Origin of the sequence: Klebsiella sp. GB_Kp056, assembly GCF_040064755.1 — a bacterium.
GTDB lineage: Bacteria > Pseudomonadota > Gammaproteobacteria > Enterobacterales > Enterobacteriaceae > Klebsiella > Klebsiella quasipneumoniae.
The window spans coordinates 165,003-185,263 of sequence record NZ_JBEAJA010000053.1; the positions used below are offsets into that span (position 1 = coordinate 165,003).

At 58.8% G+C, this 20,261-nt stretch carries 17 protein-coding genes, 2 pseudogenes and 1 other annotated feature; of the genes and pseudogenes, 7 read left to right on the plus strand and 12 right to left on the minus strand.

Annotated features, from left to right (window positions below; genetic code table 11):
* Positions 1 to 28: 28 nt before the first annotated feature.
* The 3 genes from ABLV52_RS14450 to ABLV52_RS14460 are packed head-to-tail and all read right to left on the minus strand — an operon-like array spanning position 29 to position 1,805.
* Positions 29 to 568: a septation protein A gene (locus ABLV52_RS14450; protein ID WP_004203842.1), complete on the minus strand. Its 540-nt coding sequence runs from the start codon at positions 566 to 568 to the stop codon at positions 29 to 31.
* 54 nt (positions 569 to 622) lie between these two features.
* Positions 623 to 1,366, minus strand: coding sequence for a YciC family protein (locus ABLV52_RS14455; protein ID WP_023289311.1), 744 nt, complete (start codon positions 1,364 to 1,366; stop codon positions 623 to 625).
* A gap of 25 nt (positions 1,367 to 1,391) precedes the next feature.
* Complete coding sequence (locus tag ABLV52_RS14460) at positions 1,392 to 1,805, minus strand: YkgJ family cysteine cluster protein (protein WP_023289312.1); 414 nt, start codon at positions 1,803 to 1,805, stop codon at positions 1,392 to 1,394.
* Between the two features lie 269 nt (positions 1,806 to 2,074).
* On the opposite strand from ABLV52_RS14460, the gene ompW reads away from it, so the two are divergent.
* A complete protein-coding gene (ompW, locus tag ABLV52_RS14465) occupies positions 2,075 to 2,713 on the plus strand; it encodes an outer membrane protein OmpW (protein ID WP_023289313.1) in 639 nt (212 codons plus the stop codon).
* A gap of 78 nt (positions 2,714 to 2,791) precedes the next feature.
* On the opposite strand, the gene ybiX is transcribed toward ompW, so the two are convergent.
* The 3 genes and pseudogenes from ybiX to ABLV52_RS14480 all read right to left on the minus strand — a co-directional run.
* Entirely contained in the window at positions 2,792 to 3,469 is a 678-nt protein-coding gene (gene ybiX, locus ABLV52_RS14470) for a PKHD-type hydroxylase YbiX (RefSeq protein WP_348890539.1), read from the minus strand.
* A 48-nt stretch (positions 3,470 to 3,517) separates the two neighbouring features.
* On the minus strand, positions 3,518 to 5,803 hold the full coding sequence (locus ABLV52_RS14475; RefSeq protein ID WP_348890540.1) for a catecholate siderophore receptor Fiu: 2,286 nt from the start codon (positions 5,801 to 5,803) through the stop codon (positions 3,518 to 3,520).
* A gap of 323 nt (positions 5,804 to 6,126) precedes the next feature.
* A pseudogene (locus tag ABLV52_RS14480) lies at positions 6,127 to 6,450 on the minus strand (short-chain dehydrogenase); the annotation flags it as partial.
* 178 nt (positions 6,451 to 6,628) lie between these two features.
* On the opposite strand from ABLV52_RS14480, the pseudogene ABLV52_RS14485 reads away from it, so the two are divergent.
* A pseudogene (locus ABLV52_RS14485) lies at positions 6,629 to 6,893 on the plus strand (helix-turn-helix domain-containing protein); the annotation flags it as partial.
* Between the two features lie 47 nt (positions 6,894 to 6,940).
* Here ABLV52_RS14485 and ABLV52_RS14490 read toward each other — a convergent pair.
* Positions 6,941 to 7,849 (minus strand): LysR family transcriptional regulator, encoded by a 909-nt coding sequence (locus ABLV52_RS14490; RefSeq protein ID WP_348890541.1) that lies wholly within the window; start codon positions 7,847 to 7,849, stop codon positions 6,941 to 6,943.
* Positions 7,850 to 7,976: 127 nt separating this feature from the next.
* Here ABLV52_RS14490 and ABLV52_RS14495 point away from each other — a divergent pair, with 127 nt between their 5' ends.
* From ABLV52_RS14495 to ABLV52_RS14505, 3 genes are read left to right on the plus strand one after another with little or no spacing between them, the layout of a single operon-like run.
* The gene (locus ABLV52_RS14495) at positions 7,977 to 9,287 is read left to right on the plus strand and encodes an MFS transporter (protein WP_004203856.1); all 1,311 of its coding nucleotides are present in this window, start codon (positions 7,977 to 7,979) and stop codon (positions 9,285 to 9,287) included.
* 14 nt (positions 9,288 to 9,301) lie between these two features.
* Positions 9,302 to 10,390, plus strand: a complete 1,089-nt coding sequence (locus ABLV52_RS14500; RefSeq protein ID WP_004203857.1) for a tartrate dehydrogenase — start codon at positions 9,302 to 9,304, stop codon at positions 10,388 to 10,390.
* Positions 10,391 to 10,392: 2 nt separating this feature from the next.
* Positions 10,393 to 11,652, plus strand: a complete 1,260-nt coding sequence (locus ABLV52_RS14505; protein ID WP_080819743.1) for a glycerate kinase — start codon at positions 10,393 to 10,395, stop codon at positions 11,650 to 11,652.
* A gap of 216 nt (positions 11,653 to 11,868) precedes the next feature.
* On the opposite strand, the gene trpA is transcribed toward ABLV52_RS14505, so the two are convergent.
* From trpA to ABLV52_RS14530, 5 genes are read right to left on the minus strand one after another with little or no spacing between them, the layout of a single operon-like run.
* Positions 11,869 to 12,678 carry a tryptophan synthase subunit alpha gene (trpA, locus tag ABLV52_RS14510; RefSeq protein ID WP_023289322.1) on the minus strand — a complete coding sequence of 270 codons (810 nt, stop codon included), beginning with the start codon at positions 12,676 to 12,678 and terminating at the stop codon, positions 11,869 to 11,871.
* Positions 12,678 to 13,871 (minus strand): tryptophan synthase subunit beta, encoded by a 1,194-nt coding sequence (gene trpB / locus ABLV52_RS14515; protein ID WP_032452535.1) that lies wholly within the window; start codon positions 13,869 to 13,871, stop codon positions 12,678 to 12,680. Before trpB ends, trpA begins: the two co-directional genes overlap by 1 nt.
* A gap of 9 nt (positions 13,872 to 13,880) precedes the next feature.
* Positions 13,881 to 15,239, minus strand: coding sequence for a bifunctional indole-3-glycerol-phosphate synthase TrpC/phosphoribosylanthranilate isomerase TrpF (gene trpCF / locus ABLV52_RS14520; RefSeq protein WP_023289324.1), 1,359 nt, complete (start codon positions 15,237 to 15,239; stop codon positions 13,881 to 13,883).
* A 3-nt stretch (positions 15,240 to 15,242) separates the two neighbouring features.
* Entirely contained in the window at positions 15,243 to 16,838 is a 1,596-nt protein-coding gene (gene trpD, locus ABLV52_RS14525; protein WP_348890542.1) for a bifunctional anthranilate synthase glutamate amidotransferase component TrpG/anthranilate phosphoribosyltransferase TrpD, read from the minus strand.
* Positions 16,838 to 18,400 (minus strand): anthranilate synthase component 1, encoded by a 1,563-nt coding sequence (locus tag ABLV52_RS14530; RefSeq protein WP_023289326.1) that lies wholly within the window; start codon positions 18,398 to 18,400, stop codon positions 16,838 to 16,840. Before ABLV52_RS14530 ends, trpD begins: the two co-directional genes overlap by 1 nt.
* A 33-nt stretch (positions 18,401 to 18,433) precedes the next feature.
* Positions 18,434 to 18,529: a sequence feature (Trp leader region), on the minus strand.
* Between the two features lie 159 nt (positions 18,530 to 18,688).
* Between ABLV52_RS14530 and rnm the strand changes: the two genes are divergently transcribed.
* Positions 18,689 to 19,552: an RNase AM gene (gene rnm / locus ABLV52_RS14535; protein ID WP_348890543.1), complete on the plus strand. Its 864-nt coding sequence runs from the start codon at positions 18,689 to 18,691 to the stop codon at positions 19,550 to 19,552.
* Positions 19,553 to 19,568: 16 nt separating this feature from the next.
* A complete protein-coding gene (locus tag ABLV52_RS14540; protein WP_023289328.1) occupies positions 19,569 to 20,189 on the plus strand; it encodes an L-threonylcarbamoyladenylate synthase in 621 nt (206 codons plus the stop codon).
* The last annotated feature ends 72 nt before the right edge of the window (positions 20,190 to 20,261 follow it).

Consider the following 20,261-nt stretch of genomic DNA (forward strand, 5'->3'; position numbering starts at 1 on the left):
GCGGAGGCGGGCGCAGGCTGCCTGGGAATTAGTGGTGGTCGTCCTGCGGCATATGGCGGTAGATGTAGATCCCGCTCAGCAAGGTAAAGACCAGCGTGAGAGCGGTTAAACCGAAGACCTTAAAGTTAACCCAGATATTCTGCGGCAACCAGAAGGCGATATAGATATTAGCCAGCCCACAGAGGATAAAAAACGCCGCCCACGCCAGGTTTAGACGCGACCAGACCTGCTGCGGCAGGGTCAGCTCTTTACCCAGCATGCGCTGGATAAGCGGCTTTTTCATTACCCACTGGCTGAACAGCAGCGCGCCGGCGAACAGCGCATAGATCACCGTCACCTTCCATTTAATAAACTCATCATTGTGGAAGAAGAGCGTTAATCCGCCGAAGACGGCCACCAGCACGAAGGTGATCAGCGCCATTTTTTCGATTTTACGGTAGCGCACCCAGCTGTAGATCAGCACGATGGCGGTCGCCACAATCAGCGCCGTGGTAGCGGCGTAGATATCGTAAAGCTTGTAGAAGGCGAAGAAGACCACCAGCGGTAAAAAATCCAGAAACTGCTTCATACATCGATCCCGTCTGTCAGGACGGACCGGGAAATTCCCCGGTCCAGGTTAAAATTAGCTACGGATAAGCATATACACGCGGAATAAATAGATCAGCAACAGGGCGGAAATCAGGTTGCTGATGGTGTTGATGACCACCGCGCCGACGTTCGGCGTCAGCACGGCAAAGCTGGAAGCGAACAGCAGCAGCAGGGTTTTCGCCACCAGCCAGCCGATAATGGCCGGCGCCACCAGCCGCAAATTGGCCCAGGCCAGACGCATGCTGCTGCGCATGGCGCTGAGGATGCCCATTTTGTCCTGCACCAGCATGATCGGCGCAAAGGCCAGCACAATGGCCAACAGGACGCCGGGCACCAGCACTAACATCATCCCCATCTGCACCAGGAAGGTGGTGAAGAGGATCAACAGCAGCAGCTTCGGCAGCACCGGCGCCGAGGCGCCGATAGCGCGCAGAGCGCTGACGCGATGACCGGCAGAGACCAGCTGGATGAGCAGCAGGACGCCGCCGGCGAGGATCGCATTGCCCACCAGACCCGAGAAGGTCGATGCCGCCGAGGCGCGCAGCAGAACCTGCTGCTGCTCCGGCGTCATATTCTGCACCAGTTCGAACAGGCCTGCGCTACCGGCGAGGTTGTCGCCTTCGCTGAGTATCGACAGCTGCTCGTCGCTGGGTGAAAAGGCATGGCCAAGTACTACCGTAATGAACGCGCACAACAGCGCAATCAGCAAAATGGTAATGAACTGATTACGAAAAAAATTCCCGGTGTCACGGTAGACGGACTTCGCCGTGATAGACATGCATTCTCCTTGAGTGTCGCAGGTGTTAACTAGCCGGCGATTGTACCGCAAATCGTTCCGTCGTAGCACTCTCTGCGCCGGTCAGGGCAGGTATATCTTTGTAAAGAGGCCGCAATGGCGGCAGGCCATAGCGCGCTCGCGCCCGGTTGCAGGCGTCGTTTTCCTCGCCATCTTCCCCGGACATGGCGAATTCGCGACATGGCGAGGGACGGTTTTCATAGATAGTGCAGTGGACGGCGTCGCCGATTTCGCCCGATAGCGCCGCGCAGCGGCCCTGGCGTTGGTTGGTGCCGCTCATGCAGCGCAGGAAAGGGGTTAGCGGCTCGGTCAGCGCGGAGGGCACCAGGCCGCCCGCATCGTCGGCTTCCGCCCAGTAGAAAGAGACACGAAAATACGCACAACAGGCACCGCACGTCATGCACGGGTTGATTTCACTCATAATTACACCTGAAAAAAACGCATCAACACAGATTGTCGGCAGTTAACTTATCCAGCCGCCTCAGCGGCGGCAAGAGGGGCAGAAATAATTTTTTTCGCGAAAAGTGAAAATTGATGTGTGAAGGATTCAGCGTATTGCGATCGGTATCAAAAATTAATCTGGATCAATAAATGTTAAATCTAAGGTTTTAGTGTGATCTAAAACAGATCAAACGTAACTCGTTATAGGTATATTTGGCCGCGCTGAAAAACCATAATGAGGAAGTGGACATGAAGAAGTTAGCAGCGGCGGCATTAATTCTAAGCACTCTTTCCACCGGCAGCGTCTGGGCGCATGAAGCGGGTGAATTTTTCATTCGCGCCGGGACCGCCACCGTCCGACCGACGGAGGGCTCTGACAATGTGTTAGGCAGCCTGGGCGGTTTCAACGTCAGTAACAACACTCAGTTGGGTTTAACCTTTACCTATATGGCGACCGATAACATCGGCGTGGAACTGCTGGCGGCAACGCCGTTCCGCCATAAGGTTGGTACCGGGCCCACCGGCACCATCGCCACCGTCCATCAGTTGCCACCCACCCTGATGGCGCAGTGGTACTTTGGCGATGCGCAAAGCAAGGTGCGCCCTTACGTGGGGGCGGGGATTAACTACACCACCTTCTTTAATGAAGACTTTAACGATAACGGCAAGGCGGCCGGGCTTTCCGATCTGAGCCTGAAGGACTCCTGGGGCGCGGCGGGGCAGGTCGGCCTCGATTACCTGATTAACCGTGACTGGCTGCTGAATATGTCGGTGTGGTACATGGATATCGACACCGATGTGAAATTCAAAGCCGGCGGCGTGGACCAGAAAGTCAGCACCCGCCTGGATCCGTGGGTGTTTATGTTCTCCGCAGGCTATCGGTTCTAACGCCTGCTGCAAACTGGCCAGCGGACGGCCAGTTTGTTGCCTCCTCACTCCTCCCTGCGATACCCCTTCGCCTGCGGATCACACTTCCGTCCACTGGCGCAGCAGGTTGTGATACATATTGAGCAGGGAGAGCACCTCTTCTCCGTCGCCAAAGCGCGTTTTGAGCGACTGGATCGTGCGGTCCAGGTCGTAGAGCATCGCGCGCTGCTTATCGTCGCGGACCATCGACTGGATCCACAGGAAAGAGGCCTGGCGTACGCCGCGGGTGACCGGGGTGACGCAGTGCAGGCTGCTGGCGGGATAGAGCACCAGATGCCCGGCCGGGAGCTTCACCCAATGCTGGCCATAGGTGTCTTCAATGACCAGTTCGCCCCCCTCATAGCTTTCCGGTTCGCAGAGAAACAGCGTCGCCGATAAATCGGTCCGCATCCAGCCCGCTTCGCCGTTCTGACGCACCGCGCCATCGACATGAAAGCCGTAGGTCTCCCCCGGCCCGTAGCGATTAAACAACGGTGCGGAAATCGTCCGCGGCAGCGCGGCGGAAAAAAACTGCGGATGGCCGCGCAGCGCGTCGAGTACGGCGCCCTGCAGACGGGCGTACAGCGGCGTGCGGGTATCGATCTGCTGGTTTTGTTTGACGGTCGCCCCCTGGCTGCCGACGGTAACCCGCCCGTCAACCCATTCGGCCTGCGCCAGCAGGCGGGCATATTCAGCCACCTGGTCCGCCGTTAGCACGTCAGGAATGTGATACATCATTGCGGTGTCCTCTCAAAAAGGTGGGGCGCGATGGCCCCACGTACAGACTCAGAAATGGACGTTCGCCGTCAGCATAAAGGTACGGGGTTCGCCCGGATGATAGCGATAGCCGCTCTTGTTGATGGAAGCCACGTAATCGGTATCAAACAGGTTGTACATATTGAGCTGCAGATCGAGGTTGCTGTTGACCCGATAGCCCAGTTTGGCGTCGGCGACCCAGTAGCCCTCGGTGTGATCCGGGGTACCGACCGCGCCATCGCTGCCCCGGCGCAGGCTTCCGACATAGCGCACGCCGCCGCCGACGGACAAATCGCTGGTGGCCTGATACTGCGTCCACAGCGTAAAGGCATGTTTTGGGGTGTAGGCCAGCGCGGAAGAGCCATCCTGCGCCACATTCTGCCCCTCCGTCACCTTGGCATGCTGCTGGGTGTAGCCGGCGATGATCGTCCAGTCCGGGGTCAGGTTCCCGGTCGCGGAGAGCTCATACCCCTCCACGCGCTTTTTGCCGTATTGCGACCAGGTTCCGTCATCGTTAGCGGCCACTTCGTTTTCAATATCGGTACGGAATAACGCCGCGCTGAGCAGCAGGCGTTTGTCCAGGATCTGCCACTTGGTGCCCAGTTCGCTGGATTTCGCCTTCTGCGGTTTAAAGTCGGTCCGGTTGGCGCTGTTGCCGCTGCCGCTGGCGGCCAGCGCGAAGCTGCTGCCTCCCGGCGGTTGCTGCGAGATGGCATAGTTGACGTAGATATTGCCCTGCTCGGTTAAGCGATACAGCGCCCCGGCCTTCCAGTTAACCAGGTTACCGGATTTGGCGGTATCGACTGTGGTGACCGGGCTGCCGGTCGACTGTCCTGGCGGGCAGGCGACAGCCCCGCGTCCGCTGCCGCCGCAGGCGGTGGCGCTGTCATATTTGGTATGATAATTGTCGAGACGTAGCCCGCCGTTGACCTCAATCCGTTCGGTCAGCGTCAGCGTATCGAAGGCATAAATCCCGAAGGTATCAGTCTGGCCGTTGGCATTCGCTCCGTTTCTGTCCAGCCCGCCAATCGACAGGTTGCTCACCGGATGGTAGAGATTCACCGCCGGGGCGGTCAGGGCGTTGACGCCATAGTTGGTCTGGTTTTCCCGGGTAAACTCCACGCCGGCGCTGACGTCATGGCCTATCGAGCCGGTATTGAAGGTCGAGGTGATATTGGTCTGGTTGGTCAGAATGCGGTTGCTGACATCTTTGGTATTAACCAGCCGTGACCAGCTCCAGGTGTTGACGTCATTGATGTCGGGGGCGGTGATATTGCTCGCGCCGCCCATCACCGCAGTCAGGAGATACTCCTGCTTCACCCGCGACCAGCGGGTGGTATTGCGCACGGTGGTATTGTCCGTCAGATCGTGTTCGAAGCGCAGGGTGCCGCTGTCGGTGGTGGATTTATCGTAATCGGAGTCGGTGCCATAGAAATTGCTGGTATTGACCTTACCGGCGGAATTGAGCGCGGCATACTTCGGCGAAGGCGCCGAATAGCCCGGCAGGCCGACGGTGGGGATCCCGCCATCCGGGGTGTTGTTCTGCCGGACGTGGAGATAGTTCAGATACAGACGGGTGGGCGTATCGAGGCCAAAGGCCAGCGACGGAGCGATGCCGTAGCGCTCGTTCTCAATTTTATCCCGGCCGGCGTCGTGGGTTTTTTCGCCCATCAGGTTGAGGCGAAACGCGGCGTTGTCGCCGAAGGCCTGGTTAAGATCAAGGGTACCCCGGCGCGACCAGGCGCTGCCGATGCTGGCCGAACCGTCGATCCCGGAGTCAAGACGCGGCTGTTTGCTGATCATATTGATCGAGCCGGAGGGGGCGCTGCGGCCATAGTCCGTGCCGGCGGGCCCTTTGATGACTTCCACCTGCTGGGTATTGAAGGTATCCCGCGTCACGCTGCCGATATCGCGAATGCCGTCCACATAAATACTGTTGGAGGTGTCCACGCCGCGCATAAAGATGGCGTCCCCGGTGGTTGAGCTGCCATTCTCCCCGGCGTAAAACGCCCCGACGCCAGGGACGTTCTTGAGGGCGTCAGTCAGGTTGGTGACGCCCTGATCTTTAATGACCTGTTCGGGGATCACGGTGATGGTGCGAGTGGTATCCACCAGCGGTTTATTAAACTTGGGATCGGCGGAGGCCCCGGGAGAATAAAGCGAAGGCGGGGCGGCTTCCACCACCAGCGTCTCTTCATTATTTTTGACTGATTTTTCCGCTGCCATGCCGGTTGCCGGCGCGGCCCCCAGACACAGACCCGTAAACAATGCCAATGAGTTGAAACTGCCAAACGGCAGAGAAGCGTTTTTTTCCATGATAAATGCAGGCTTATTTTTTGTTATTCGCACATATCACGCCGCGCAAAAGCGACGTTATTCGTCGTCTGGCTTGCGCTGACCCGGCGTGACTCTATAAATGATAAAAAGAATAGTTATCATTCGCCTTAATATTTACACAGAAAAGTTGACGTTTAAACTGATTTCTTCACCACCGTTTACAAATTTCATAAATTTTGAACAAAAAAGGCGGGTTAGCTCGGCAAAGGCGGCGGGACAAAGCGGTACATGGCGTGGTGACCTGGGATCAATGACGCCGGGCGGACGCCGGAGGACGCCCGGAGGCAGGCGTCCCGGCGGGCTTACCAGGGCACCGTGCGGCCCTGGTAAGCCAGATACTTCAGTCCCGGGCGCCGCTGCTTGTCGAGCAGGACGTTCACCAGGCGTGGGATGGTCTCTTCGATGGTCAGGGGGATGTCGGCCCCGCCGAGCTCGGTGCGGATCCATCCCGGAGCCATCACTACCAGCGGGTGGGAGGCCGAGGTGGGGCGAGCGGCGAAGCTGCGCATGAACATATTCAGCGCGGCTTTACTTCCGCGGTAGAGCTCCCGCTGGCCGCCGAGATTGTTCGTCAGACTGCCCTGGCCGGAGGACATCACGCCCAGCAGCCCCTGCGGCTTGACCGCCGGCTGCGGCAGCTGATGCGTGAGGTGTGTTGTGAGTAAAAAAAAAGCCCGCACAAGTGCGGGCAAAAATACTGGAAGCAATGTGAGCAATGTCGTACTGAATACCTGAGTTATTTACTCAACTATTCAGTAATGAGAAAGATAATATTTCTCATTTAAGATATCAACCCCATCTTTTGTGCGGGAGCGATTTTTATCCAAGGGTAAAGACCGTGTGCTGCTGGATATCATCAGCGTGATGAACCAGCCGGTGCGCGATGAGCAGATCCTCCAGGCGGCCGGCATCCAGCTGGAACAGATGCTGTTTCCTCTGCTGATGGCGGTAGGGCGTCATGGCCCGGTGGGGGGGTGAGCTGGCGGATCATTTAGGGCGCGATAACACCACCGTCAGTCGCCAGGTGAAGAAACTGGAAGCCCAGGGGCTCGCCTGTAAGCAACCGAACTAAATTCTCGCGTGTTGCCGCCCCGGCGCAACAATCATCTTTTTCCGTCACAAATCACGGATCAGCTCGTCGATGTTGTCGGAAAGTATCTCCAGTAGGGATCGCAAATAGATAGTGTTATTTCCCTGATGCCACATCGCGCTGAGGGGAAGGCCTTCGATATGTTTTTTGGGCGCGAGCTTAAGGTATTTCACGCCGTCCGCATTCATATCTTTATATGACGCAGGCACCAGAGCAATGCCCAGTCCAGCGGCAACAAAACTCAGGATAGTCTGCTTCTCTTCGGCATACTGCGCGATGACAGGCATGCTGCCACCCTCCTTGAAAATATTCATTGTCAGGTCATGGCTGTGACGCCGGGTGCCTCTTTCCGGCACGATAACCGGCTCGTGTCGGAAGTCATCGATACTGACTTCGTCATAACTGACCAGGCGGTGGTTAGCGGGCACGGCGAGCACGCAGGTTTCATTGGCGATAAAACGTGTTGTCAGCGTGGCATCAATATGTTCCGGCGGACGTACAAAGACCACATCCAGCCATCCTGAAATGAGTCGGGGGATAAGTTTGTGAGATTTATCTTCCGTAAGATGAATGTCTGCCTCCGGAAAACGCCTGACGAAAAGATTAAGCAGTTCAGGAAGTAATCCTTTGGCTGCGCTATCGATAGCTCCGATCCGCAACGTCCTTTTCTGCAACAGGCTATTTTTACGGAATCGCTGCCGTAGCGCATCGAAATCAGCAATGACCGTTTTGGCCTCATTTAAAAAGGCGGCACCTTCAGGCGTTAGCGACACATTGCGGGTCGATCGATTCAGTAGTCTTATCCCCAAATCATCTTCCAGCAGTTTGATGAAGCGACTCAGTGACGCAGGCATCATTTCAAGTTTACGGGCAGCACGGCCGAAGTGAAGCTCATCACCCAATACCACAAAGCAACGTAGCTGATTTATATCCATTTTTTCACCAAAACCTGATTATGCAAATTATTTATATAAAGCCATGCCGATGATAAAGCGGTTCAAAACTTCATACTGGGTTTATTACAAAACGATAACAACCCTACATCACTATGGAGCATCCGTCATGAAAAACGACCTCGAAAAGAAGGTGATGCGCAAGGTTACCCTGCGCATTATTCCTTTCATCATGCTGCTGTACTTCATTGCCTTCCTCGACCGTGTCAACATTGGCTTTGCCGCCCTGACCATGAATCAGGATCTGGGTTTTTCACCCACCGTTTTTGGGCTGGGCGCCGGCATCTTCTTCCTGGGGTACTTTCTGTTTGAGGTGCCGTCAAACTTAATTCTCCATAAAGTAGGCGCCCGCATCTGGATTGCCCGCGTCATGATCACCTGGGGCCTGGTCTCTGGCTGCATGGCTTTTGTGCAGGGTACGACGAGCTTCTACATTCTGCGTTTTCTACTCGGTGTAGCGGAAGCCGGTTTCTTCCCGGGAATTATCCTTTATCTCAGTTATTGGTTCCCGGCAGCCAGACGCGCGCAGGTTACCGCCATCTTTATGGCCGCAGCCCCGCTCTCTACAGCATTGGGATCGCCTGTTTCTGCCGCCCTGCTGGAGATGCATGGCTTTCTCGGCTACGCCGGCTGGCAGTGGATGTTTGTGCTGGAAGCCTTGCCAGCGCTGATACTCGGCGTTGTGGTTCTGTTCTTTCTTACCGATCGTCCGGCCAAAGCCAAATGGCTGACTGACGAAGAGCGTGCATGGCTGGAAAACACCATGCAGGCCGAGGAGCTGGCCCGGGCGGCAAAACAGAACCACAGCAGCGCATGGAAAGGACTGGCGGATAAGCGGGTACTGGCTCTGGCGCTGGTCTATTTCGGTACTTCTGCCGGCTTGTACACACTTGGCATCTGGTCCCCGCAAATCATCCGCAGCTTCGGTGCTACCTCACTGGAGATTGGCTTCCTCAACGCCTTCCCGGCGGTCATCGGCGTCATCGCCATGATCCTGTGGGCGCGGCATTCTGACCGCACCAGAGAGCGCAGCTGGCATGTGATTGGTGCCTGCCTGCTGGCAGCAGCCGGTCTGATTTACGCCGGTAACGTCAGCACACTGTTTACCGTGATTGTTGCCTTAACCCTGGTCACCGCAGGCATCAGCGCCTCGAAACCGCCCCTTTGGAGTATGCCTACCGTGTTCCTCAGCGGCCCGGCTGCGGCCGCGGGTATTGCCACGATTAACTCCATCGGCAATCTGGGCGGCTTTGTCGGCCCGATGATGATTGGCGTGATCCGCGAGCAGACCGGTAGCTACACCTGGGGCCTGTACTTTGTCGCCGGACTGCTGGCTATTTCGGCCCTCATTGTCCTGATCCTTTCTGCCAGGGCGGGTAAACCGCAAACGGCAGAACTCACTCATCCTCATACTCATTAACCGGAGAATTTACTATGCGTAACTATAAAATTGCCGCCATACCTGCCGACGGTATTGGTCCTGAAGTCATCTCGGCAGGTGTTGAAGTGCTGCATGCACTGACACGCCACGATCCGCAGCTGAAGTTTGATGTGGAGACCTTTGACTGGGGGTCGGACTATTACAAAAAACATGGCGTGATGATGCCGGAAGAAGGGCTGAACACACTAAAAAAATTTGATGCCATTTACTTCGGCGCGGTGGGCGCACCGGATGTCCCTGACCACATCACACTCTGGGGTCTGCGCCTGCCAATTTGCCAGGGGTTTGACCAGTACGCCAACGTGCGTCCAACCAAAATCCTGCCGGGTGTCACCTCACCGCTGCGCAACCGCGGGCCCGGCGATCTTGACTGGGTGATTGTGCGCGAAAACTCCGAAGGTGAGTATTCCGGTAACGGCGGCCGTGCACACCGTGGCTTACCGGAAGAAGTCGGCACCGAGGTGGCCATCTTCACCCGCGTCGGGGTTACTCGCATTATGCGCTATGCCTTCAGACTGGCGCAGTCTCGTCCACGTAAACTGCTGACCGTGGTGACTAAATCCAACGCCCAGCGCCACGGAATGGTGATGTGGGATGAGATTGCCGCCGAGGTGGCGCAGGAATTCCCGGATGTGCAGTGGGACAAGATGCTGGTCGATGCGATGACGCACCGCATGACGCTGCATCCCCAGACCCTGGATACCATCGTTGCCACCAATTTGCATGCCGATATCCTTTCCGATCTGGCCGGCGCGCTGGCGGGCAGTCTGGGCGTAGCGCCGACCGCCAATATCGATCCGGAACGCCGCTTCCCTTCCATGTTCGAACCTATCCATGGTTCAGCTTTTGATATCACCGGCAAAGGCATTGCTAACCCGATAGCAACCTTCTGGACTGCGGTACAGATGCTTGAACATCTGGGAGAGCGTAACGCCGCGGCGATGATTATGGAAAGTATCGAATATGTTTGTGAGAAAGGCATTCTGACGCCAGATGTCGGTGGAACGGCCAGTACCGCGGACGTCACCCGCGCTGTAGTGGAATTTATTGAAGCCAGAGCAAATATCGCCGAGACCGTATAACCATGATAAATGAACAGCCTGCAGAGATCCTGCAGGATATTTTTCAGCATGCTGTCGACAGCGCCCGAGCCGGGCCTGCGATCCTGTCTAACCTGCCGGAAAAACCGCGTGGCCGCTGCGTGGTAATCGGTGCCGGTAAAGCCTCGGCGGCAATGGCAGCGGCTGTGGATGCAGCCTGGCCGGATGTGGATGTGTCTGGCGTGGTGGTGACGCGTTACGGTTACGCGGTGCCTGCTGGTCGCATCCGCATTATCGAGGCTGCTCATCCGGTATCGGATTCGATGAGCGAAGTTGCCGCAATGCTGATTGTGGAAGCGCTGCGCGGATTGACCTCTGATGACCTGGTGCTGGCGCTCATTTCCGGTGGCGGTTCGGCGTTGATGGCGCTGCCCGCACCAGGATTAATATTGAAAGATAAGCAGGCCATTACCCGCGCGCTACTGCACAGCGGTGCCAATATCAAAGAGATGAATCTGGTACGTCGTCATCTCTCCGCGGTGAAAGGCGGCAAGCTGGCAAGAATGGCGCAACCGGCCCGTATTGTGTCACTGATTATCAGCGATGTGCCGGGGGATAACCCGGCAGATGTGGCATCAGGTCCTACTGTCGCCGATGACAGCACGCCGCTTGATGCGCTTCGGGTACTTCAGCGCTACGGTATTCAGACCCCGGAACCTGTTCATAAACTGCTAAGCCAGCCGGCAGGCCCGGTTGAAAGCGCAGTGAACAGCGAAGTAAAACTCATTGCCACGCCGCAGCTGGCTTTGCAGGCTGCCGCGCTGGCTGCGTGCAGACACGGACTGACGCCGCTTATTCTCGGCGATGCGTTAGAAGGCGAAAGTCGTGAAGTGGCCATTGTTATGGCCGGGATTGCGAAATCCGTGAAGCAATATGGTCATCCGGTTTCCGGTCCGGCAGTGCTATTGTCGGGGGGCGAAACCACCGTGACGGTAAGTCAGGGTCAGCACGGGAAAGGGGGGCGTAATACTGAATTTGCGCTCAGTCTGGCCTGTGCGTTGCAGGGAGAAAGCGGTATATGGGCAATCGCTGGCGACAGTGATGGTATCGACGGAACGGAAGATGCAGCAGGTGCGCTGGTATTCCCGGACACGCTAACACGCGGCAAAATGGGTGGTCTAAATGCGGCTAGTTATCTTGATGCACACGATAGCTATAGCTATTTTCATGCGCTCGATGACCTGGTAATGACCGGCCCAACGTTAACCAACGTCAATGATATACGGGCAATATTGATTGCCTGACCTATCGCTCTCCTGTACCAGGGAGAGCGATATTTTTACTTTCAACATGGTGCAAATCTTCGGTATCCGCCCGCCATCAATTTCCACGTTAAAGCGCATCGCCTGGCGTCAAGGTGTCGATCATCGTTCAGTCTGATGTGCAGGCGTGCAAGATGACGTGGAGGGGGAGAGAACGCGAGGAAATCGCCGCCCGGCGCAAGGCCAGGCGGCTGACGGTCAGGCGGTTTTGGTCGCCGCCTTCAGGCTCTGGACGAAGGCTTTCAGCTCGTCGAGCATGGCCTGCGGCTCATCAAGATGGCGTTCGATGATTTTGACGATGGCGGAACCGGAGATCGCCCCGGCGGCGCCGGCGTCAATGGCGGCGCTCACCTGCTCCGGCGCGGAGATGCCAAAGCCCTGCAGCGGCGGCGCGGCGTGATATTCCGCCAGCTTCTCCACCAGATGGTGCAGCGGCAGCGCAGCGCGATTTTCCGCACCCGTCACCCCGGCGCGCGACAGCAGATAGGTGTAGCCGCGGCCATATGAGGCAATCTGGCGCAGTAAATCGTCATCCGCATTGGGCGGGCAGATGAAAATCGGCGCGATGTTATGGCGCATCGCCGCCTGGCGGAACGGGGCGGACTCTTCCACCGGCACGTCGGCGACCAGCACCGAGTCGACGCCGACGCGGGCGCACTGGGCATAGAACTCATCGATACCCGGGCTGAAGACGAGGTTGGCGTACATCAGCAGGCCGATTGGGATCGTCGGATGCTTCTGGCGGATCGCCGCCAGCATCTCAAAGCACTGCGCCGGGGTCACCCCCGCGGCGAAGGCGCGCAGGGCCGCGCCCTGGATGGTCGGGCCGTCCGCCAGCGGGTCGGAGAAGGGGATCCCCAGCTCAAGGGCATCGGCGCCGCCTTCGATCAACGCATCGATAATTTTCAGCGACTGCTCCGGTCCCGGATCGCCAAGGGTCACAAAGGGGACGAAGGCGCCTTCCTGGCGGTTTTTTAGTTGGGCAAACAGCGTCTCATAGCGTTCCATCAGATTTCCCCTCGCGCTTTCAGGATGTCGTGTACGGTGAAAATGTCTTTATCGCCGCGGCCGGAGAGGTTAACCACCAGCAGCTGCTCTTTTTCCGGGTTTTCGCGCATCATCTTCAGCGCGTGGGCCAGGGCGTGCGAGGACTCCAGCGCCGGGATGATCCCTTCGTGGCGGGAGAGCGCTTTGAACGCGTCCAGCGCTTCGTCGTCGGTGATCGACACATAGTCGGCGCGCCCGGTGCTGTTCAGAAACGCGTGCTGCGGCCCAACGGACGGGAAGTCCAGCCCGGCGGAAATGGAGTAAGATTCCTCGATCTGGCCGTCGGCGGTTTGCATCATCGGCGACTTCATGCCGAAGTAGATCCCAACGCGACCATGCTTCAGCGGCGCGCCGTGCTCCCCGCTTTCGATACCGTGCCCGGCAGGCTCTACGCCGATCAGGCCGACGTGGGTTTCCTCGATAAAATCAGCGAACATGCCGATGGCGTTTGACCCGCCGCCGACGCAGGCGATCACCGCGTCCGGCAGGCGTCCCTCTTTTTCGAGGATCTGCGCTTTGGTCTCTTCGCCAATCATGCGCTGGAATTCACGCACGATGGTTGGGAACGGGTGCGGACCGGCGGCGGTGCCCAGCATATAGTGCGCCTTCTCGTAGCTGCCGGACCAGTCGCGCAGCGCCTCGTTACAGGCATCTTTCAGCGTGGCGGAACCGCTGTGCACCGGGATCACTTCGGCGCCCATCAGGCGCATACGGAAGACGTTCGGCGACTGGCGCTCGACGTCCTTAGCGCCCATGTAGATACGGCATTTCAGGCCGAGCAGGGCGCTGGCCAGCGCTGAGGCGACGCCGTGCTGGCCGGCGCCGGTCTCGGCGATAATTTCGGTTTTGCCCATCCGTTTGGCCAGCAGAGCCTGGCCCAGTACCTGGTTGGTTTTGTGCGCGCCGCCGTGCAGCAGATCTTCGCGTTTCAGGTACAGGGTGGTGCGGGTCCCTTCGGTCAGGTTCCGGCATTTGGTCAGGGCCGTCGGACGACCGGCGTAGTTTTTCAGCAGGTCGGTGAATTCCGCCTGAAAGGCCGGGTCCTTCTGCGCGCTGACAAAGGCTTCTTCCAGCTGGCGCAGGGCGGGCATCAGGATCTGCGGCACATACATGCCGCCGAATTCGCCGAAGTAGGGGTTCAGTAAAGTGCTCATTATTGCTCCTTAATATGCGCGCAGCGTCTGGAAAACGGAGGCCAGCTTGCTGGCGTCTTTAATCCCGGGTTGCGACTCTACGCCTGAATTGAAATCGAGTCCGGCACAGCCGCTTTTGGCCGCTTCCACACAGTTATCGGCGCCGAGGCCGCCGGCCAACATAACGTTGCGCAGATCCTGGCCCTGCAGCAGGCTCCAGTCAAAACGCTGGCCGCTGCCGCCCTGGCCGTTGTCGAGCAGATACTTATCGACATGGCGGAGTGTACGGGCCGGCAAGGTTTCGCCAACGCTCAACGCCTTCCAGATGCGGACGTTATCCGCGAGGGCGTCGCGCAGCGCGTCGATATAGGCCTGGTCTTCATCACCGTGCAGCTGCACGGCGGCCAGCCCCAGGGCCTGGGCGCGGGCGACCACCTCGTCCAGCGGCGCATTGCGGAAGACGCCGACGTACTGCAGCGGCGCGGCGGCGATCACCGCTTTGGCCTGGGCATCATTTACCGCCCGCGGCGAGGTCGGGACGAAGATCAGGCCGCCGTAAATGGCGCCGGACTCCCAGGCCACCTGGGCATCCTGTGGGCGCGTCAGGCCGCACACTTTGTTCTCGCCGAGCAGCACGCGTTTGACCGCCGCTTCCAGATCCGCCTGCTCCATCAGGGCGGAGCCGATCAGGAAGCCGTTGGCGAAGTGGCTCAGCTCACGCACTTCGGCATAGGTATGGATGCCGGATTCGCTGATCACCGTGACATCCGGGCCGAGACGCGCCGCCAGCTGACGGGTGCGGTTAAGGTCAATCGACATATCGCGCAGGTCGCGGTTGTTAATGCCCACCACCTTCGCCTTCAGAGCGATGGCGCGCTCCAGCTCCTCTTCGTTGCTGACTTCGGTCAGCACGCCCATATTCAGGCTGTGAGCCACCGCGGAGAGCTGACGATACTGTTCATCGTCGAGCACCGAGAGCATCAGCAGGCAGGCGTCGGCCTGATAGTAGCGCGCCAGGTAGATCTGGTAAGGGTCGATGGTGAAGTCCTTACACAGGATCGGCTGCGGCGCGACCTTGCTGACGATCGGCAGAAAATCGAAGCTGCCCTGGAAATATTTCTCATCACACAGCACCGAGATCGCCGAGGCGTAGTGTTTGTAGATGCTGGCGATCGCCGCCGGATCGAAATCTTCGCGAATCAACCCCTTCGACGGCGAGGCCTTTTTGCACTCGAGAATAAACGCGGTGCGGGTGCCGGCCAGCGCGTCATAGAAATTGCGCTGCGTCGGGACGACCTCATTCTGAAAACTGGCTAACGGTTGTTGTTGTTTGCGGGCTTCCACCCAAATCGCTTTGTCGGCAACGATTTTTGCTAAAACGGTCTGCATTCTTTACCCTCTTGCCGCTAAGGCGGTCACTCTGTCATAGGCCGCGCCGCTGTGCAGCACATCCAGTACCTGCTGAGCGTTAGCTTTCAGATCTTCATGCCCGTGTAAACGCATCAACATGGCGACGTTGGCGGCGACGGCGGCTTCGTGAGCGGCTTCACCTTTACCTTGTAGCAAGCGCGTCAGAATGTCACGGTTTTCTTCCGGCGTACCGCCCGCCAGCTGCGCCTGATGGTAAGGCGTCAGGCCGAAGTCGTCGGCGTTCAGCTGATAGCTTTTGATTTCTCCGGCATGCAGCTCGGCGACCACCGTGGGCGCATGCAGCGAGACTTCATCCATCCCGCCGCTGTGCACCACGGCCGCGCGCTGATAACCGAGTACGCGCAGGGTTTCCGCAATCGGCAACACCAGCTCCGGGCTGTAGACGCCAATCAGCGCCAGCGGCGGATGCGCCGGGTTGATCAGCGGTCCCAGCACATTAAACAGGGTACGGGTCTTCAACTGCTGACGGACCGGCATCGCGTGGCGGAAACCGGTGTGATACTTGGGCGCGAACAGGAAGCAGACGCCCAGCTCATCGAGCGCCGCGCGGGATTTATCGGCGTTCATATCGAGATTAATGCCGAAGGCCGCCAGCAGGTCGGAAGAGCCTGATTTACTGGAGACGCTGCGGTTGCCGTGCTTCGCCACTTTCAATCCACAGGCGGCGGCGACAAACGCGCTGGCGGTGGAGATATTAATGCTGTTACTGCCGTCGCCACCGGTGCCGACGATGTCGGCAAACAGATAGTCCGGGCGCGGGAACGGCGCGGCGTTTTCCAGTAGCGCGGTGGCGGCGCCGGCAATTTCCTGCGGCTGCTCGCCGCGCACTTTCATGCTGACCAGCGCGGCGGCCAGCTGTTCAGGCTTCACTTCGCCGCGCACCACGGCGGAGAACAGCTGGTGGCTCTCCTGCTGACTCAGGGTTTCCGCCTGGTACAGTTTCTCCAGGATCGGCTGGAGGGTGTTGGTATGCTCCAGCTTCTGCAGCGCCCAGGCCAGAGTCTGCTCCAGCAGTCGCGCGCCCTGGGTGGTGAGGATCGATTCCGGGTGGAACTGGAAGCCGCACACCCGGTCCGCATCGTGACGCACCGCCATCACCATGCCGTTGAAATTGGCGTTAATCGTCAGCCCGGCGGGAATATTGCTGCCGACCAGCGAGTGGTAGCGCGCCACCGGCAGCGGGTTAGCCAGACCGGCAAACATCGCCTGGCCGTCGTGCTCAATGCTGGAGGCTTTGCCATGGAGGATCTCGCCCGCCTGGCCGACATAGCCGCCGTAGGCTTCGACAATGGCCTGGTGGCCGAGGCAGATGCCGATGATCGGCAGCTTGCCCCGCATGCGGGTCAGCAATTCCGGCATGCAGCCGGCTTCGCTTGGCGTACCCGGGCCAGGGGAGAGCATCAGCACCGGGTTGTCCATGGTGCCCAGACGCTCAATCAGCGCCTGCGCCGGAACGGAGTTACGGTAAATCACCACGTTATGGCCGTTGGCGCGCAGCTGGTCTGCCAGGTTATAGGTGAAAGAATCGATATTATCGAGCAGCAGAATGTCAGCCATCAGAAAATCTCCTTCGCGTGATGGGCCTGGGCAATGGCGCGCAGCACCGCGCGGGCTTTATTTCGGGTCTCATCCGCTTCCGACTGGGGAACCGAGTCGAGCACAATGCCGGCTCCGGCCTGGACGGTAGCGATACCCTCCTGCACGTAGGCGGAACGGATGACGATGCAGGTGTCGAGGTCGCCGTGGGCGGTGAAATAGCCCACCGCGCCGCCGTAGCTGCCGCGTCGTTTACCTTCGGCGGCGGCAATCAGCTGCATGGCGCGAACCTTCGGCGCGCCGCTGAGAGTGCCCATGTTCATGCAGGCGCGGTAGGCGTGCAGCACATCAAGATCCTGACGCAGTTCACCCACCACCCGGGAGACCAGATGCATGACAAAGGAGTAACGGTCAACCTTGGTTAAATCGGCGACATAGCGGCTGCCCGGGGTGCAGATGCGGGCCAGATCGTTGCGCGCCAGGTCCACCAGCATCAGGTGCTCGGAAAGCTCTTTGTGATCGGTGCGCATTTCCAGTTCGATACGGCTGTCGAGATCGCGATCCAGCGAACCGTCGGCGCGGCGGCCGCGCGGCCGGGTGCCGGCGATGGGGTAGATCTCAATCTGACGGCTGACGGCATCGTATTTCAGCGAGCTCTCCGGCGAGGCGCCGAACAGGGTGAAATCGTTGTCCTGCATAAAGAACATATACGGGCTGGGGTTACTCTTCTTCAGCACATCATAGGCGGCCAGCGGCGACGGGCAGGGCAGCGAGAAGCGGCGGGAAGGGACCACCTGGAAGATTTCCCCGGCGCGGATCGCGCGCTGCATTTTCCGCACCACCGCGCCGTACTCTTCATCGCTCTGGTCAACGTCGCAGCGCATTTCGGCCACGGTGGTGACCGGCAGCGGCAGCGGCGGCTCGTTCAGCTGCTGGCGCAGCTGGCTCAGGCGCTGCTCCAGGCGCTGTTTTTCACTCTCCAGCGGCGTGAACAGGCTCGCCTGAATGCGGGTATGCTTGGTCTGATGGTCGATGACCAGCAGGGTCTCCGCCAGATAGAAACAGTAGTCCGGGCAGGCGGTGTCGCTCTGCAGCGGCGGCAGATCTTCAAAGCCGGCCACCAGGTCATAGGCGAACAGGCCGCCGAAGAACATCGCTTCACGCTCGTTGGCCGGGACGGTCACCAGCTCCTGCAGGAGACGGAAGGCGTCAAACACTGACAGCGAGCAGAGGCGGGCGTCTTCATCGAGCAGGGAGCTGACCGCCGGGAAGGTCAGGATGCGGCCGTTGGGCTGGCGCTGATTGGCGATCCCGGAGGGCAGCGCGCCGTCCAGCAGCTCCAGCAGCGCGGCGCCGTTGGCGGAGAGGGCCTGAATGGTGACAGTGTCACCGAGGGCAGTGATGCGCAGCGCGCTGTCGACCAGCAGCAGGCTTTTTAAGTCATCTTTGCTGTCGATGTCAGCCGATTCCAGCAGCAGGGTGGCCGGACGGGCGCCGCACAGTTGGTGGAATAACGCCGTCGGGTTCTCCCGGTAGATGGCGTCGCTGGTGAGAAGCTCGAGTGCCGGTTTGGATGTTTGCATTATTGTTCTCGCCTGTTCGTATTATTTTTGTCCAATAAAAAGCCCGCTCATTGGCGGGCCGGGTATCTGTATGCTGAATGCAAAACGCGATCACGCCGCCCGTTATCAGGAGGTGCGCCACCAGCTGTGCAGAGTGATAAAGTGCATTTTCATCGTGATACCCCTTCATGTGAACTTGCGTACTAGTTAACTAGTTCGATGGAATAAAGTCAACCCTTGTTTGCAGATTTTCTCTGCCTGTCGGTATGATAATGCGCTTATTTACGTTGATGTCCAGCAGGAGTCCTTTTGAGCGACAGCCAATACGCAGTGATTTACGATCTGCACAGCCATACCACCGCCTCTGACGGGCGGCTGACTCCGCAGGAACTGGTCCATCGCGCCCATGAGATGCGCGTTGGCACGCTGGCGATCACCGACCATGACAGCGTGGCGGCTATCCCGGCGGCCCGGGAAGAGATTGCCCGCGCCGGATTACCCTTGACCCTGGTGAACGGCGTCGAGATTTCCACCCTCTGGGAGAATCACGAGATTCATATTGTGGGTCTCAATATTGATATTGCGCACCCGGCGATGACCGCCCTGCTGGAGGAGCAGAAAGCGCGGCGCCAGCAGCGCGGCCAGATGATTGCCGAGCGTCTGGAGAAGGCGCGCATCCCCGACGCCTGGGAAGGGGCGCTGCGGCTGGCGGACGGTGGCGCCGTCACCCGCGGCCATTTTGCCCGTTTTCTGGTGGAGGCCGGCCACGCGAAGAACATGGCGGAGGTCTTCAAAAAATACCTTGCCCGCGGGAAAACCGGTTACGTGCCGCCGCAGTGGTGTACAATAAAACAAGCAATTGATGTCATTCATCATTCTGGCGGCAAGGCGGTGATAGCCCATCCCGGACGTTACGATCTTTCCGCCAAGTGGCTGAAGCGGCTGTTGGCCCACTTTAGCGAGCAGGGCGGTGATGCCATGGAAGTGGCCCAGTGCCAGCAGGCGCCCCACGAACGCGCTCAACTGGCCGCCCTGGCCGTGCAGTTTGGTCTTCTGGCGTCGCAGGGATCCGATTTCCATCAACCCTGCGCGTGGATCGAGCTTGGCCGTAAGCTCTGGCTCCCTGCCGGCGTCGAAGGCGTCTGGCACAGCTGGGAAGCGGCCGCCGAATAAAAATTGAGAGGGAAGTATGAGCCAGTTTTTTTATATCCATCCGGATAACCCGCAGGCGCGGTTGATTAACCAGGCGGTGGAGATTGTGCGTAAGGGCGGGGTGATCGTTTATCCTACTGACTCCGGCTACGCGCTGGGCTGCAAAATTGAAGACAAGGGCGCGATGGAGCGGATCTGCCGCATCCGTCAGCTGCCGGACGGCCACAACTTCACCCTGATGTGCCGCGACCTGTCCGAACTGTCAACCTACGCCTTTGTGGACAACGTGGCGTTTCGCCTGATGAAAAACAATACGCCGGGCAACTACACTTTTATCCTCAAAGGAACGAAAGAGGTGCCGCGCCGGCTGCTGCAGGAGAAGCGTAAAACCATTGGTATGCGCGTCCCGTCCAATCCCATCGCTCAGGCGTTGCTTGAGACCTTAGGCGAACCGATGCTCTCCACCTCGCTGATGCTGCCCGGCAGCGACTTTACCGAATCCGACCCGGAAGAGATCAAAGATCGTCTGGAGAAAGTCGTGGACCTCATTATCCACGGCGGCTTCCTTGGACAGCAGCCGACCACGGTTATCGATCTCACTGAAGACGCTCCGGTGGTGCTGCGCGAAGGCGTCGGCGACGTGAGGCCGTTTCTGTAATCTGACGAAAAGTGGGCTGAAGCAACGCTCGAAGGTCAGGAGCCTGTCTGGCTCCTGAAAGTCTCATGGGAG